At 67.0% G+C, this 15,434-nt stretch carries 12 protein-coding genes; 4 read left to right on the top strand and 8 right to left on the bottom strand.

From position 1 onward, the window contains the following. The first annotated feature begins 139 nt into the window (after positions 1–139). The 4 genes from ACZ5TO_RS02240 (at position 140) to ACZ5TO_RS02225 (ending at position 5,750) form a co-directional block, all read left to right on the top strand. Positions 140–1,573 carry a TolC family outer membrane protein gene (locus tag ACZ5TO_RS02240; protein WP_184145036.1) on the top strand — a complete coding sequence of 478 codons (1,434 nt, stop codon included), beginning with the start codon at positions 140–142 and terminating at the stop codon, positions 1,571–1,573. Between the two features lie 111 nt (positions 1,574–1,684). Beyond that, on the top strand, positions 1,685–3,850 hold the full coding sequence (locus ACZ5TO_RS02235) for a type I secretion system permease/ATPase (RefSeq protein ID WP_464799383.1): 2,166 nt from the start codon (positions 1,685–1,687) through the stop codon (positions 3,848–3,850). Then, the gene (locus tag ACZ5TO_RS02230) at positions 3,847–5,130 is read left to right on the top strand and encodes an HlyD family type I secretion periplasmic adaptor subunit (RefSeq protein ID WP_184145034.1); all 1,284 of its coding nucleotides are present in this window, start codon (positions 3,847–3,849) and stop codon (positions 5,128–5,130) included. The genes ACZ5TO_RS02235 and ACZ5TO_RS02230 overlap by 4 nt, the downstream gene beginning before the upstream one ends. Positions 5,131–5,132: 2 nt before the next feature. Further along, positions 5,133–5,750 carry a ribbon-helix-helix domain-containing protein gene (locus ACZ5TO_RS02225; protein WP_464799382.1) on the top strand — a complete coding sequence of 206 codons (618 nt, stop codon included), beginning with the start codon at positions 5,133–5,135 and terminating at the stop codon, positions 5,748–5,750. 16 nt (positions 5,751–5,766) lie between these two features. Here ACZ5TO_RS02225 and ACZ5TO_RS02220 read toward each other — a convergent pair whose 3' ends face one another. From ACZ5TO_RS02220 to ACZ5TO_RS02185, 8 genes are all read right to left on the bottom strand, one after another. Further along, positions 5,767–6,627: a transglutaminase-like cysteine peptidase gene (locus ACZ5TO_RS02220; protein ID WP_464799381.1), complete on the bottom strand. Its 861-nt coding sequence runs from the start codon at positions 6,625–6,627 to the stop codon at positions 5,767–5,769. A gap of 157 nt (positions 6,628–6,784) precedes the next feature. Next, the gene (locus tag ACZ5TO_RS02215) at positions 6,785–7,702 is read right to left on the bottom strand and encodes an FAD:protein FMN transferase (protein ID WP_464799380.1); all 918 of its coding nucleotides are present in this window, start codon (positions 7,700–7,702) and stop codon (positions 6,785–6,787) included. 4 nt (positions 7,703–7,706) lie between these two features. After that, positions 7,707–8,291, bottom strand: coding sequence for a nitrous oxide reductase accessory protein NosL (locus ACZ5TO_RS02210; RefSeq protein WP_464799379.1), 585 nt, complete (start codon positions 8,289–8,291; stop codon positions 7,707–7,709). Continuing rightward, on the bottom strand, positions 8,288–9,112 hold the full coding sequence (locus ACZ5TO_RS02205; protein WP_464799378.1) for an ABC transporter permease: 825 nt from the start codon (positions 9,110–9,112) through the stop codon (positions 8,288–8,290). Before ACZ5TO_RS02205 ends, ACZ5TO_RS02210 begins: the two co-directional genes overlap by 4 nt. Then, on the bottom strand, positions 9,109–10,008 hold the full coding sequence (locus ACZ5TO_RS02200) for an ABC transporter ATP-binding protein (protein ID WP_464799377.1): 900 nt from the start codon (positions 10,006–10,008) through the stop codon (positions 9,109–9,111). Before ACZ5TO_RS02200 ends, ACZ5TO_RS02205 begins: the two co-directional genes overlap by 4 nt. Further along, positions 9,974–11,302 carry a nitrous oxide reductase family maturation protein NosD gene (locus tag ACZ5TO_RS02195; protein ID WP_464799376.1) on the bottom strand — a complete coding sequence of 443 codons (1,329 nt, stop codon included), beginning with the start codon at positions 11,300–11,302 and terminating at the stop codon, positions 9,974–9,976. Before ACZ5TO_RS02195 ends, ACZ5TO_RS02200 begins: the two co-directional genes overlap by 35 nt. A 3-nt stretch (positions 11,303–11,305) precedes the next feature. Next, positions 11,306–13,234 carry a TAT-dependent nitrous-oxide reductase gene (gene nosZ, locus ACZ5TO_RS02190; RefSeq protein ID WP_184145026.1) on the bottom strand — a complete coding sequence of 643 codons (1,929 nt, stop codon included), beginning with the start codon at positions 13,232–13,234 and terminating at the stop codon, positions 11,306–11,308. Positions 13,235–13,250: 16 nt separating this feature from the next. Beyond that, positions 13,251–15,410: a 4Fe-4S binding protein gene (locus tag ACZ5TO_RS02185; protein ID WP_464799375.1), complete on the bottom strand. Its 2,160-nt coding sequence runs from the start codon at positions 15,408–15,410 to the stop codon at positions 13,251–13,253. Between the last annotated feature and the right edge of the window lie 24 nt (positions 15,411–15,434).

The raw sequence follows: 15,434 nt of genomic DNA, 5'->3' as shown, positions 1-15,434 counted from the left end.
AAGGTTGTAGATAATATCGCATTGTTCTGATGCTCGTGCGGGGACCGATTGCCGCTTGCCTTTGGGCATGCCTAAGATGAGGTTAAGAGAATCTGGATGCCGGCTTTGCACGTCTGGCATATGTAATGGGGTTGGGGGCATGCATAAGTCGTTACTGGGCGCCGTTTCGGCAGCTCTGCTTGTTGGGGTGGCGTTTTCGCCGGTCAACGCGAATGCCCTCACGCTGAAAGAGGCGATGGCGGTCACGCTGGAGTCCAATCCCGAGATCGGACAGGCCAACGAAAACCGCGAGGCCACCGAATTCGAGCTGCGCCAGGCACGCGGCCTCTACCTTCCCAGCATCGACCTCGAAAGCGGGGTCGGCATCGAACGGCTCGACAGTGCCTCGCGGCGCCTTGGCGGGCTTGACGACGACCCGCTCTATCCCGCCGATGTCGGCCTTTCCGTGACGCAGAAGCTCTTCGACGGCGGCGCACGCCGGGCCGAGCTGGAGCGCCAGGCCGCCCGCGTCGACAGCGCCTCGTTCCGCGTGCTCGAGCGCTCCGAGACCATCGGCCTCCAGGTCGTGCGCGAATATCTCGAAATCATGCTGCAGGGCGAGATCGTCCAGGAATCGCGCCGCAACATGGCCGTCCACCAGCAGATGCTCGGCGACATCGGCGCGCTTATCTCCGGCGGCACGCTGACCGACGCCGACCGCCAGCAGGCACAGGAGCGGCTTCTGGCCGCCAAGGCCCGCACGAAGGAAGCCGAAGAGGAGCTGGAAGGGGCCAAGACGCGCTTCCTGCGCCTCGTCGGCAAGCCGTTCAGCAATGCCTCCATGCCGCCGTCCATGGCCTCCTTCCTGCCCAAATCGCTCGACGAGGCGATCGGCATGGCGCGCGCCAACAATCCGCGCATCAAGGTCGCCAATGCCGATATCGACGCGGCCGATGCGATGGTGAAGGCCTCGCGCTCCAACCTCTTCCCGGAGATCTACCTGGAAGGGCGCGCGCGCACCGGCATGGACATCGACGGCGCCGACGGTCGCACGTCGAGCCTGCAGGCCCGTGTCGTGGCCAAGTGGAACCTCTATCGCGGCGGCATCGACATCGCCAACGAGCAGGAGCAGATCCGGCGCGCCAGCGAGCAGCGCCTCGTGCTGCACCAGAGCTTCCGTGAAGTGGAGGAAGCGGTGCGCATCTCCTGGGATCGCCGCATCCGCCAGACGGAACTGGCCGCAACGCTCAGGCAGCAGGCACAGGCGAACGGCAACCTGGTGGAATCCTACCGCGAGCAGCTTTCCGTCGGCCGGCGCTCGCTGCTCGACGTGCTCGGCGCGCAGAACTCGCGCTATACCGTCAACGTGCTGTCGAAGACGGCGCAATATGCCGCGCGCTTTGCCGAATACCGCATCCTTGCCGCCAGCGGCATGCTGCTTTCCAGCATGAACCTTGCCGCGGCCAAGCAGTCCGAGGCCTATGCGCGCGAGGAATTCCATGTCCCGGAAACCGCGCCGGCCGAAACCTATCGCCGCATGCCGTCGAGGCAGGTCAACGACCTGCCTCTCGACCTCCTGGCGACCATGAAGTGACGAGCCGAAAGCAGCACGCATGCCTTGCCGCGACCCGATTGGCGTGAGCCGGAGCGCATCGACGCTTTTTGCGAAAAGCGCCGGGCCATCGCTTCGCTGCGGGCAATGCCCATGACGTCGGTCCCCGAAGCGGCCGGCATCGCGCAATCCATCCGCCAGCCGGCCTCGGCCGGTGGAGAAGCCTTCAGAACAGCCTTCCAGCGGGTCGCCGTCTTTCTCGGCCGGCCCGGGTCGGATGTCGTCCTCTTTTCCGGCGTGCCCTTCGACGAAGCGTCCCCGTCCTTCGAGGACGTGCAGCGCCTGAGCGACAGGATCGGCCTCGACGTGCGCAGCTTCGGCTGGCGCGACCTTGCCGCCGGCAATTTCGATCTTCCCGCCATCGTCCTCCTCAACGACGGCTCCGCCGTCACGCTGCTTGAGCTTCACGGCGGCGGCTCGTCCTATATCGAGGCGATGCGCAGCCAGTTGCAGGGCCGCCTGCCGGCCAGGGACGATATCCGGATGGTGCTCGCCTTCAGCGCCGTCAGCGCGGATACGATGAAATCCGCCGTCGAGGGCATGGACGGCGCCATCGTCCGCCAGCACTGGCTGGTGAGCGCGCTCGTGCCGTTCTGGCGCTCCTATGCGCAGGTCGCGGTCGCGGCGCTCTTCATCAACCTGCTGGCGCTGACCTCGCCGCTCTTCACCATGAACGTCTACGACCGCATCCTGCCGAACGACGCCAAGGCGACGCTCTGGGTGCTGGCGCTCGGCGTCTCGGGCGCCGTGGTCTTCGACCTCGTGCTGAAGACCGCGCGCGCCGCGCTGATCGATTATGCCGGCCGGCGCGCCGACCTCAAGCTGTCCTACCTGCTCTTCGAAAAGGTCCTCAACGCGAGCATGTCGTCGCGGCCGATGCAGACCGGCGAATATGCCAGCCGCATCACGCAGTACGAGTTCGTCCGCGAGTTCTTCACCTCCAACACGATCAGCGTGCTCATCGACACGGTCTTCGTCTTCGTCTTCCTGATCGTCATTTACCTCGTGGCGGGCTGGATCGTCATCGTTCCGACCTGCGCCTTCCTTCTGGCGCTGACGATCGGCCTCATCGCGCAGCACCGGATCGGCCGGCGGGTCGCGGCGGCGACGAACGAATCGTCCATGAAGCAATCGCTGCTGGTCGAGACGATCTCGACCATCGAGACGGTCAAGTCGCTGAAGGCCGAGCGCCATCTCCTGCGCAAGTGGCACGAGCTCTCCAAGAAGGCGGCGCTCACCTCGGAGGAGATCAAGCAGCTTTCCGCCTCGGCGGCCAACTGGACGCAGTTCGTTTCCCAGCTCGTCTCCGTCGTCATCATCCTTGCCGGCGCCTATGCGTTCTCGCAGGGCAAGATGTCGTCGGGCGCCATCATCGCGGCGGTCATGCTGTCCGGCCGCGCGGTCGCGCCGATGGGGCAGATCGCCATGACGCTCGCGCGCCTGCGCCAGGCGCTCCTGTCGCTGCGCATCCTCAATTCCATCATGTCGATGCCCGAGGACCTGCCGAGCGCCACCGGCTTCGTCAACCGCGATATCGACCGCGGCGGCTTCGCCTTCCACCAGGTGGATTTCGTCTATCCGGGGTCGGACCAGAAGGTGCTGAGCGGGCTGTCGTTCTCCGTCCAGCCGGGCGAGCGCGTCGGGGTCATCGGCCGCATCGGTTCGGGCAAGACGACCATCGGGCGCCTTCTCGGCGCGCTCTACCCGCCGACCGCCGGCAGCCTGATGATCGACGGCATCGACATCCGCCAGTATCACCCCGCCGTGGTGCGCACGGCGGTCGCCGTGGCCTCGCAGGCCGCCGACCTCTTCTCCGGCTCCGTGAAGGAAAACCTCCTCATGGGCAATCCGGAGGCGAGCGACGCGGAGATCATCGAGGTGGCGCGCCGCACGGGCGTCGACGAATTCGTCTCGCGCCATCCCCGCGGCTACGACATGCCGGTCGGCGAGCGCGGCGGCAACCTTTCCGGCGGCCAGCGGCAGGCGGTGGCCATCGCCCGGCTGCTTCTTGCCCGGCCGAAAATCATCTTCCTCGACGAGCCTTCCGGCGCGATGGACCTTGCCTCGGAGCGCCGGCTGATCAACAACCTCGCCACCGCCTTCGGCCCGGAAACGACCATCGTCATCTCCACCCACCGATACAGCATGCTCGAACTCGTCGACCGCCTGATCGTCCTCGATGCCGGCCGCGTCATCGCAGACGGGCCCAAGGCCGCGGTCATCGAGGAGCTGCAGAAGAAAGCGGGGCGCCCCGCATGACGACGGACGCCCCTCCCCTCTGGGCTCGCATGAGCCTCGTTTCGGTCGCCCTGCTGATCGTGAGCTTCGTCGTCTGGGCGGCATTCACCGAGGTGGACGAGATCGCGCGCGGACAGGGCAAGGTCGTGCCGGTCTCCCGCACCCAGCTCATCCAGGCGAGCGAGGCGAGCGTGGTGCAGGAAATCGCGGTCAAGCTCGGCCAGATCGTCAAGAAGGGCGACCTTCTCGTGCGGCTCGACGACACCGCGACGACCTCCACGCTCGGCGAGCTGGAGGCGCGCGCCCGGGCGCTGCGCGTGCAGATCGCCCGCCTGGAAGTGGAGCAGGCCGGCGACATGACCTCGCCGATGACCTGCCCGCAGGAGGTCGCCAAGACGAGCCCGGAAATCTGCGAGAACGAGGCCCAGCTTCTCAAGGCGCGGCGCGATGCCTTCCAGAACAAGCTTTCGGTGCTGCAGGAACGCCACCTGCAGCGGCGCAAGGAACTCGACGAGGCGCTGGTGAGCATTCGCCGGCTTGAGGAGAACGTCGCCCTCTCGCAGAAGGAGGCCGGCCTTCTGGAGCCGCTCGTCCAGCGCAAGCTCGCCCCGCAGACCGATCTTCTGCGCGTGCAGAAGGAGCTGACCGACGCCACCGGCCAGCTCAAGCTGCTGCAGGAATCGCTCGACCGCCTTCGCGCCGCCATCAAGGAAGCCTCTCTCCAGGTCGACGAACTGATGCTCACCTTTCAGCAGGAGGCGCTGGCGGAGAAGACCAAGGCGCTCGCCGACCTTTCCGTCGTCACGGAAACCGTGCGCGGGGCGTCCGACCGGGTGCAGCGCACCGACCTGCGCTCGCCGGTGGACGGCGTCGTCAACCGGCTGGAGATCACCACGATCGGCGGCTACGTGCAGCCCGGCACGGTCGTCGCCGAGGTGGTGCCGACCTCCGACACGCTGCTCGTGGAAGCGCGCATATCGCCCAACGACATCGCCTTCATCCGCGTCGGGCAGCCGGCGCTGGTGAAGGTCACCGCCTTCGACTTCTCCATCTACGGGGGCCTGCAGGGCGAGGTGTCCAACGTTTCCGCCGATTCCATGTTCGACGAGAAATCCAACGAGACCTATTATCTCGCGCAGGTGAAGACGGACAAATCCGAGATCTTCCGCAACGGCAAGTCCCATGCCATCATTCCCGGCATGGTGGCCTCGGTCGACATCATGACCGGCCGCAAGACGATCCTGCAATATCTCCTGAAGCCGATCAACAAGGCGCGCACCGAGGCCATGCGGGAACGGTAGCCATGGAGCGTCCTTCCGACACGGCGGGAGGCCGCCCGCCGACGCAGGACACGGATCTCGTCTTCCGCGTCGTGGAGGTTGACGGCGTTCGCCGCGGCATCCGCCTCGAAGCTGTCTACTGGCAGGTGCTGAAGGAGATCGCCGACGCCCGGCAGAAGAAGATCGGCGCGCTGGTCGGCGTCCTTCTCGCGGATGCGCCGCAATCGGCCAACGCGACATCGCTCCTGCGTGTCCATTGCCTGCGCTGGGCGCTCGACAAACTGGCCGCCGAGCGCAGGATCACCGATCCCTCCGGCATCGCCAACCTGGTGCGGGCTTCGCCCGGCCCGGCATTCGCCCTCGGGCCGGACAGGCAGCTCGTCGCCTACAACCAGGCTTTCCTCGGCTATATCCAGGCCCGGTTCCCGACCGCGGAAACGGAGCCGGTCAACCGCGACCTCCGTCTTGCGCTCGACGTGCAACTGAGCGCTCTGGCCGCCATCCTGAAGGAGAGCGGCAACCGGCCGCTGGGCGTTGGCTTTACGGTCGGGTTCGGCGGCCGGCGCATGCGCGGGCAGCTCAATGCCCTGCTGGCGCCGGCCTCGGACCGGACCGTCATCCTCTGCTACGTCCTGCCCTGAGCGGGCCGACGCCCCGTCAGAACGAGACGGGGATGCCCTCGCCCGGCTGCACCGCATCGAGCGAAGCGGGGCGCTTCTGCATGGCGTATTCCGAGCCGCGCTTGTAGCCGTGCACCCAGGCCCGCTCGGTTCCGAGCGAATAGAGCGCCTGGTATTCCGGCAGTTGCCGGTCGGTCAGGACCGCATCGCGCATGTTGTCGAGCACGTAGTTGCGGCCATCGACCGAGACGGTGAGGACGGCGTGGTAGAAATTGCGCCGCGATTCCCGCAGCACGACCAGCGTCATGTCGTCGGCCTCGACGCCCGCCTGACGCAGGGCGGCGAGCTTGAGGATCGCATAGTCCTCGCAGTCGCCGCGGCCGGAAGCGAGGATTTCCGTCGGCATGGCCCAGTAGTCGAACTTGCCGTGCACGTCGATATCCTTGCCGTAGCGGACCATCCGGTTCACCGCGACGTTGACCGCCTCGATCCTGCGCAGGAGCGGCTCGTCCGCCGAAGCGTCGATCGTCTCGCGCAGCATCTTCGAGCGGATCCGGCAGGTGACCTGCTCGCCGCAGTCTTCCTGCGAAAGGCCGGCGGCGGCCTGTTCGATCTGCTTCCAGCGCGAGAGAGCCCCCGGCTTGAAGGGGAAGGCGACGGAGCCGAAGAGGCCGGTCGTCACGGTGCTGGTCGTCGTCATGTCGAGGCCGAGGTCGAGATCGTTCGCCGCGCCAAGGTTCGCGCTCATCTCGACGCCTGCCGGGATCGCGGGGAGCGGGACATCGGCGCTCATGTCGCCATTGGCGACGCTGTCGGCGAAGAGAAAGCCGCCGAGCACGATGCCGCTTACCGCTGCGATGTAATGCCGTCCTGCCGAAAATGCCTGTTTCTTTGCCATCGGTCTGCTCTCCAAGGTTGAGAGCAAACTACCCGACCGAATTATATATCCCGCTAAAATACACGGTGAACGTGCGCTTTATTTCGAAATGCAACTTGACTAAAATTCTACGCGATGGCGCAACGGACCGTTAACCAAGAAGATGTGCCGGAACGGGTCAGGCCGCCGTTCCGGCTTCGAGGCGCGCGCCGTCGAAGCGGTCGAGCATGGCGAGGATCGTGCCGGTATCCGGCATGAGGCAGGCGGCCGTCGCCAGGGCGTCGGCGATTGCCGCCGAGGGGGCGGAAATGGAAATCGCCCGCCATTTCGCGGGCGCGGGCATTCCCGTCGCGGGATCGATGATATGGCCGTCATGTCCGGCCTGGTCGAAAGTCGTGCCGAGCGGGGCGGAAGTGGCGAGCGCGCGCTGGCGCAGCGCCACGCGCTCGCCCGTCTCCAGCCGCACCGGCCAGTCGCCGCCCCGCGGCTCACCACCGAGGGCGCGGAACTCGCCGGTGTCGATCAGGATGTCGGTGAGGCCCTCGGCCTCCAACAGCGTGGCGACCCTGTCGGCGACGTAGCCCTGGCCGATCCCGTTGAGGGTGAGCGCCATGCCGGGCCGGAGGGTGATTACACCGGCGTCGAGCGCCACCTTCTGCCAGCCGGTCTTTTTCAGCACGGCCTTGACGGCCTTTTCCGACGGCCGCTCGCCGCGGACCGCAGCTTCCGCCCAGAGCGCCCAGAACGGCTGCACGGTCGGGTCGAACCGCCCGGCGCTTGCCGCATGCACCGCGCCGGCCAGCGACAGGCATTCGAGAAGCTCGAAGGGCGGTTCGGCAAGATGCCCTTCGGCGTTCAGCCGCGAAAGGGCGCTATTCGGGCGATAGAGGCTGAGGATGTTTTCCAGCCGGTCGATCTCGGCCATGACGCGGGCGGCGATGGCCGCGCCGTCCGGGTGGTCGATGCGGATCGAGGCGCGCGCGCCGAGCGCCTGCCCGGTCCACAGATGCGCGGTCCCCGTGCCGGCGCGGGCGGCGGCGGGCAGGACGGCGAGAGCGGCGGAAATCGCGATCAGGCGGCGGCGGGTCAGCATCATGGGATCAATCTCCGTCTTTCTGTGGCAGGGCGCGCAGGCGGTCGAGGTAGTCCTCGTCGCCCTCCTTCTGGTCGTCCGCGCCGGTCTCCACCGGCGTCAGCACCATGGCATCGGTAATCTCGGCGAGCGCCAGCACGCGGCCGCCCTCCGCACGGGCGAAGACCTCGGCCTTTTCCCGTCTGGAGAAGGGCGCGGTCTCCGGCGCGCCCATGCCGCCGCGCCTGTCGGAGCCGACGACATAGAAGGCGGCGTCCGCGGCGATCCAGTTGCCCTTGCCGGGCTGGTCCCAGGTCGCCCCGGCCGCACCCATGTCGTTGACATAGACGGCGAGGATCGGCGCGACCTGCTCGGGCCCGCGCATATAGGCGATGGCGTCGCGCACCTGGCTGAAGAACAGCGGCGCGGCATTGCCTTCGAGGAAGACCTGCGCCTTGGGGCCGGGATGTTCCAGGAGGTTCATCTGGCAATAGTGGCCGAGGGTTTCCGGCGTCATCTCCTGCGGCACGATGTTCTGTTCCACATCCTCCTTGCAGGCGGACAGCAGCGCGAGGGCGGCAAGAAGCAGCACGGGGCGAAGGCGGGTTCTCATGGCGTCACCTTGCGGAAGGCGGCAACGGCGAGCGCGAGGGCGGCGAGCGGCCAGAGGAAGAGCGAGGCGGCCGATTGCCAGAGCGGGATCGCCCCGGCCGCCCCGCCGATGCCGCCGGCGGCCGCGACCGCCTCGGCAGCAGAGAGATTGAAGACGCGGAAGGCATCGGCCGGGTTGGCGAGCAAGGCGACGGGCAGCGCCCCGGTGGTGAAGGCCCCGCCGCCGTCGCTGACGATAAGCGCAAGGAGAGCGAGATCGTAGAGCACCACCGCGGCAAGCCAGAGGGCGATGGCAAGGCCCGCCGCGCCGGAGGGCCGGCGCGAGAGCGCCGAGAGCGCATAGCCCGCGCCGAGGAAGGTCGCCCCCAGCAGCACCGAGGACCAGATCAGCCGCCAAAGCGCGCCGAGCCCCTTGATCGCGGCCGGATCGGCCCATACCGCCACCAGCGCCGCCGCGCCGTAGCCGAGGCAGGCCGCAAGGCCGAGGATGGCGAGATGCGCGGCGAGCTTGCCGATGAGGATTTCGAGGCGCGAGACGGGATAGGTGAGCAGCAGCGGCAGCGTGCCGCGCTCCACCTCGCCCGCCACCGCATCGAAGCTCATCAGCAGCGCGAGCAGCGGAACGAGATAGACGGCGAGCGAGGTCAGCGAGGCGACGGTCACCGAGAGCCGGTCGACGCCGACATCGCCGGTCGGGGCGGCACCGGCGGCGGCAAGCACCAGCGCGAACAGCACCATCATGCCGGTAGCGATGGCGACCCAGCGGTTGCGGAAGGCGATACGGAATTCCGAGAGCGCGGTGGCGAGGATGCGGCTCATCATTGCCCGTCCCTCCGGCTGAAATGGCTGTAGATGTCCTCGAGGCTCGGCGGGATCACGTCGATATCGGCGACCGCCGCGCCGTGGGAGGCGATACGGGCAAGGAGCGGCAGCTTGTCCTTCTGCGCGCAGGAAAGGCGCAGGACGCCGTCCTCACCCCGGGCGGCTTCCGGAAAGGCCGCCGCCAGCGCCGGAGCATGGCCGGGCGCGGGGCGAACGGAGAAGGAGACCGGCAGCGCGGCGCGGGCGCGCAGGTCGGCAAGCGTGCCCTCGGCCACCAGCACCCCGCCGGACAGGATGAGGATGCTGTCGGTGCGCGCCTCAACTTCCGTCAGCACGTGGGAGGAGAGGAGGATCGCCGTTCCCTCGGCGGCGAGGCCGTCGAGGAGATCGTAGAAATCGCGCCGGGAGACCGGGTCGAGGCCGGAGGTCGGCTCGTCGAGCACGAGGAGGCGCGGCCTGCCGATCAGCGTCTGGGCAAGGCCCACACGCTGGCGCATGCCCTTGGAATAGGTGCCGATCCGCCGCCGCGCGGCATGGGCAAGGCCGACACGCGCAAGAAGGTCCATGGCCTGGCGCGGACTCTCGCCGCGCAATGCCAGATAATAGCGAAGTTGCTCTTCGCCCGTCAGCGCCGGGTGGAAGGCGACGTTTTCCGGCAGGTAAGCAACCTCTACCCGCGCGGCGGGCGAGCCGGGACGCAGGCCGCAAACGGAAACCTCGCCGCTGTCGAAGGGAATGAGGCCGAGGACGATCTTCATCATCGTCGACTTGCCCGCGCCGTTATGGCCGAGCAGGGCCGCGCGCTTTCCCGGCTCCAGCGCGAGCGAGACCGCCTTCAGCGCCTCCACCGCGCCGAAGCGCTTAGTGAGCCGCGAGATCGTCAGTGTCGGTGTCATCGTCATTTCCTTCGGCCCAGCGGCCGGCAGCCTCGGCTTCGTAGCCGAGGATTTCGGGCGGGACGGATATGGCAAGGGGGCGCATCAGCGGTGCGCTGTCGCGCACGCCGCCGGGGAGCGTGGCGGGAAAGTCCCGCTGGCTCCAGCGCACGAGCTGCACGGCGGGCGAGCCGATGAGGAGGCTTGCCGCCGGCTGCGACCAGAGGATCTGGTCCATCAGGTCGTTGGGGCGGTAGAAACTGTCGGCGATGCCGTCGCCGTTGAGGTCGAAGGCCGGGTGATCGGACCAGAAATTGCCCCTGCCCTCATGGCTCCATTCCATGTTGCGCGTGCCGACATATTTCACCTGCTCGCGGTTGGCGATGAAGGCGTTGCCGGTCAGCACGTTCTTCTCGGAGCCGGCGGTGAAATGGATGCCGATGCCGCAGCCCTCGAAGCGGTTGTTCCAGATGAGGTTCTTGTGGGCGTTGTAGATGAAGAGGCATTTCTTCGTGCCGCCGCGCACCAGGTTGCCGGTGACGTCGGCATTGTTGGCATAGTTGAGCATCAGCCCGTGCTCGCGGTCGCCGAGGCTGAGATTGCCCCGGATCTTCGTGCGGTCGGAGAACATGATGGCGAAGCCGAGATGGTTGCCGACGGAGACATTGCCGGAAACCTCGGTATTGCGCGTGTACATGAAATGCACGGCGAAACGCAGGTCGCGCATCACGTTGCCGCGATAGATGCTGTTCGAGCTGGCATTGGAGAAGATGCCGTCGCGGCCGTAGCGGATGAGGTTGCCTTCCAGCAGCGTGCCCGGGCTGTTCCAGACATAGATGCCGTTGCCGCGCTCGTTCATGCGGGCGTCGCGCGTGCCGACGATCTCGTTTGCCGTGACGGCGGCGTCACGTCCGCCGTGCACGTCGATGCCGTGCATGTTGCCGGCAACGAGCAGCTTTTCGATGCGGGCGCGGTCGGCGCCCTTGACGATCTTCACGCCGGCGTCGAGGTCCTCGTTGATGCGGCCGGAGCCGGTGACGGTGAAACCGGAAAGCCTCACGTCCGGCGCGGCGACCGTCATCACGCTGCCCTTGCCGAGCCCGTCGACCACGGCCCCGCGCGGGCCGGTGATGGTGAGCGGCCGGTCGATGACGACGGGGCCGGCATAGGTCCCGCCGGATAGCAGCAGCACATCGCCGGGGGCGGCCCCGGCGATGGCGGTAGCGAGGCTGCCCGCCCCGGGCGCGACCGCACGCTCCGCCGCGGCAAGCGGCGAGGCGAGAAGAAGGCCGATGAGGAGGACGGGCAGGCGCATGGCTCAGGCGTCCTTCGGTTCCACGAACATGCGCCCGCGCATTTCCATGTGCAGGGCATGGCAGAACCACTGGCAATAGTACCAGTAGACGCCCGCATTGGCCGCGACGAAGGTGACGGAGCTCGTCATCTGCGGCCCCACTTCCATGGCAACGCCGTGGTTGCCCATGGTGAAGCCGTGCGTCAGGTCGTCGATCTCGTCGAGGTTGGTGACGATCACCGTGACCTCGTCGCCTTCCTTCACCGTGAAGCTCTCCTGGCTGAAGCTCGGCGCGACGGAGGTCATGTAGACGCGCACCTTGTTGCCGTCGCGGATGACGGCGTCGGTCCACTCGTCGATGTTGACGCCGTCGGCCTCGGCCTGCTTGCGCGTCTCGGCCCAGTGCTTGTCCTGGCGATCCCAGACCGACTTGATGTTCGGCAGGATCGAGGGTGCGACGGCGATGGCGTCATGCGGCTCGGCGAAGGTCGGGCCGTCGTGCACCAGCTTCATCTTGTCGCCGGAGATGTCGATGAGCTGGTCGTTCTCCGGCTTCAGGGGACCGACATTGAGGAAGCGGTCCTTGGAGAACTTGCACAGGCACACCAGCCAGTCGTTGGCCGCATCCAGCGTCTCGCCCATCACGATCTTCAGGTGGCCGGGCTGGTACTGGACGTCGAGCTTGTCCTTGATCGGGTCGATCTTCTCGCCGGCATAGGCGCGGATGGCCTCCTCGATGTTCCACTTGACCACCTGGCTGTCGAGGAAGAGCGAGGTATAGGCGTTGCCCCGCCCGTCGAAGGCGGTGTGGAGCGGGCCGAGGCCGAGTTCCGGTTCGGCGACGACGGCGCTGCGCGGTTCGGCGTTCTCGTAGAAGATCGCGTCGAACTTCGTCACGTCGAGCACCGTGACCGTCGGCGAGAGCTTGCCGGCGACGCACAGGTGCTTCCTGTCCGGCGCCATATTGCAGCCGTGCGGGTTGTTGGCGACGGGGATGTAGCGGGTGAAGAGGGACTTGGCCTCCTTGCGCCCGTCGAGCACCTTGACGCCGTTGATCTCCTCGTACTTTCCGGCGGCAATCGCCTTCTCGATCTCGGCGAGGTTGAAGACGACGACGTGGTCCATCTCGGACTTGGTCATCTCCTCCAGCGACATGCCCATTTCCGAGTTGTAGGAGGTCGAGAAGGCCCACTTGCCCTCGTAGTCGGCATCGCAGTTGTCGAGGTTGCCTGAGACCTGCACCTGCCAGGCGACCTCCCACTTGTCGGCGTCGACCGCGGTGAAGATGTTCACGTAGGTCGACACGTCCGTCATGGTCGAGCCGTCGTTGACGAGCGGCGCTTCGTCCTCGCCGTTGCAGAAGACGTAGTTCGAGCGCGGCCACTTCTGCGGGCGCAGGCCGTGGATGCCCTTGGCATTGGGGATTTCGAGGATGGCGTCGGTCTTCATCACGTCGCAGCGCACGCGGGCGACGCGCGTGTTGGCCTTGTCGTTCATGAAGAGGTAGCGGCCGTCGTACTTGCCCTCGGTGAAGGACATGTGGACGTGGTGCAGGTCGCCGTTGTCGTGGATCTTCTTGCCGTTGGCGGCAAGCTGCTTCTTCGTCTTCTCCGACATCGTGCGCTGGTGGATGCGGATCGATTCATTGGTCTGGCCCCAGCCGGTGGCCGAGCAGCGGTTGAACACCGGAACGCGCATCAGCTCGCGCATCGAGGGGATGCCGAGAATGCGCATCTCGCCGCTCTGGCCGGAGGACCAGAAGCCGTAGTAGTCGTCGAGCTTGCCCGGTGCGACCGAGCCGTCGGCGCCGCTGGCGGCACGGGCCGGGGTGGCAAGCCCGGCGGCACCGAGGCCGAGGGCGGCAGGCCCCATCGTGCCGGCGAGAACGGCCGTGCCGGCGGTGGCGCTGAACAGCGCTCGGCGGCTCAGCCCCTTGTTTTCCTTCGATTCCATGGATGGCTCCTTGTGGTTAAACCTTGGCGGTTGGTTGTGGATGGGCCGGAGCGCCGCCGGGACTTGCCGCGAGCTTGGCGCGCGACTTCATCTTCTTGATCACGACGGGGCAGACGGTTTCGGACTGGTAGAGCACCTGGCAATGCAGGCAGTTGATGCATTCGTTCGGGTTGATCTCGCCGGTCTTGTGGATCGCCTGCACCGGACACTGGTTGGCGCAGGTCTGGCAGGGGTTCCCGCATTCGTGGTAGCGCTTCAGCCAGTCGAACATGCGGATGCGTGCCGGGATCGCCAGCGCCGCGCCGAGCGGGCAGAGGTAGCGGCAGTAGAACCGCTCGACGAAGAGCCCGGCGACCAGCAGCGCCACGGCATAGGCGACGAACGGCCAGGCGCGGATGAACTTCAGGATGATCGCCGTCTTGAAGGGCTCGATCTCGGCGAGGTGCTCGGCCTGCTCCACGCTGACCAGCGAGACGCCGAAGAGGCCGAGGAAGACCATGTACTTGATCGGCCAGAGCCGCTCGTGCAGGCCCCAGGGCAGCGTCCATTGCGGAATGTGCAGCTTGCGCGCGATCTGGTTCGTCAGTTCCTGCAGGGCGCCGAAGGGGCACAGCCAGCCGCAATAGGCGCCCCGCCCCCAGAACAGCAGCGCGGCGGCGACGGCGAACCACAGGATGAAGGTCAGCGGATCGAGCAGGAAGGCCTGCCAGCTGAAGCCGTTCACCAGGCTGCCGAAGAGCGCCATCAGGTTGACGACGGAAAGCTGCGCATTGGCGTACCAGCCGAGGAAGACCAGCGTGACCGTGAGGAAGGCGATGCGAAAGATGTAGAAGCCGCGTGCATTGCGGACGACATAGGTCTGGAAGAAGAACGCCCCCGTCAGCACCACCAGCATGGCGCCCAGCACCGCGATCTTCAGCCTGGAATCCTGCCAGATGCGCTTCCAGAGTTCGGCCTGCGCGCTGCCCTCGGTGCGCTCGGTGGCGACGGCGACCTCCTTGGCCGGCGGGGCGACCGCGGTAAGGTATTTCTGCGGCAGCTGGTAGGCGAGGTCGAAGGTGTGGAAGACCTTCTCGATCGGCCCGACCTCGCGATGCGCGAGAAGCTGGATGCGGAAGGGCTTTGCCGGGTCGAAGCCGACATTGGCGGGAATGCGGAACAGGTCCATCTCGGAGAAGTCCGGCGCGCCGGCAAGCGCGATGGCGCCGAGGCGGCGGTGGTCGCGGTCGCGGAAGCGCACGGAGACGTCGTCCTGGATCAGCACGATGCGGTCGAAGATGCCGCCGCGCACATAGCCCGAGCCCTTGAAGGAATAGAGACCGCGGCCCATCACGGCGATGGCGTTCTCGCCCTCCTTCAGCCAGCCCTTGAGGTTCGCCTCCTCGGCCGGGCCGAGCAGGGCCTTGCCGATGGCGGGGACGGAGACCAGCGCCGCCTGCATGTCGATGAAGGTGGCATCCGGCGCCTCGGTGAGCGCCCTGTCGCGGGCGCGCGCATCCGGATGGTCGGCGAAGGCCTTGTTGACCTGCGCCACGTCGAGCGAGAGCCGGCGCAGCGTGCCGTCGCCCTCGGCCTCGATCCAGTCGGCGGGGGCGGCGGCATCGGGATTGACCTTGAAGCGTGGGCCCTCCCCGTCCTTTTCCGGGGCGAGGCCGCCAAGGCCGAGCGCACGCGCGACCTTCAATCCCGAGCGGACGATGGAATCGTCGATCACCATCACCGTCACCGTCGCGCCGGAGATGATGTCCACCTCATGCGCCGTGCCGCCGGATTTCGCCTCGGCGGCAAGGTCGAGGCCGGCATAGCCGGCGACCAGCGCCTTCACCTTGGCTTCGGGAATGCCGATGAGGACGATGGGCTCGGAGTGCTTGACGAGCCGCACGCCGATGATCTTGGCATCCTTGCCCACCGCCACGAGGGTGTGGATGGGCTTGCCGGAATAGCCCGTCGTGCCGACGAAATCGGAGGTGACGAAGACCCAGGCCACCATCTCGCCGCCCTTCAGGACCGGCGCCACCGCAAGGTCCTCGCGGATCGGGCCGAAGCCCTCCGCGCCGGGGACGAAATCGGAGGCGACCGCGGACGGCAGGTAATCCTGCAATACGGTGCGCGCGCTGGCAGATACCGCGCAGCACAGGCTGGCGCAGAGCAGAAGGACGAAGCCGATGAATTTCATTCCAGGGTATTCCCGCAAGTCGTG

Source organism: Shinella sp. Sh6, assembly GCF_055392685.1.
The sequence above is the reverse complement of the archived record's forward strand: the minus strand, read 5'-3'. Positions and strand labels throughout refer to the sequence as shown.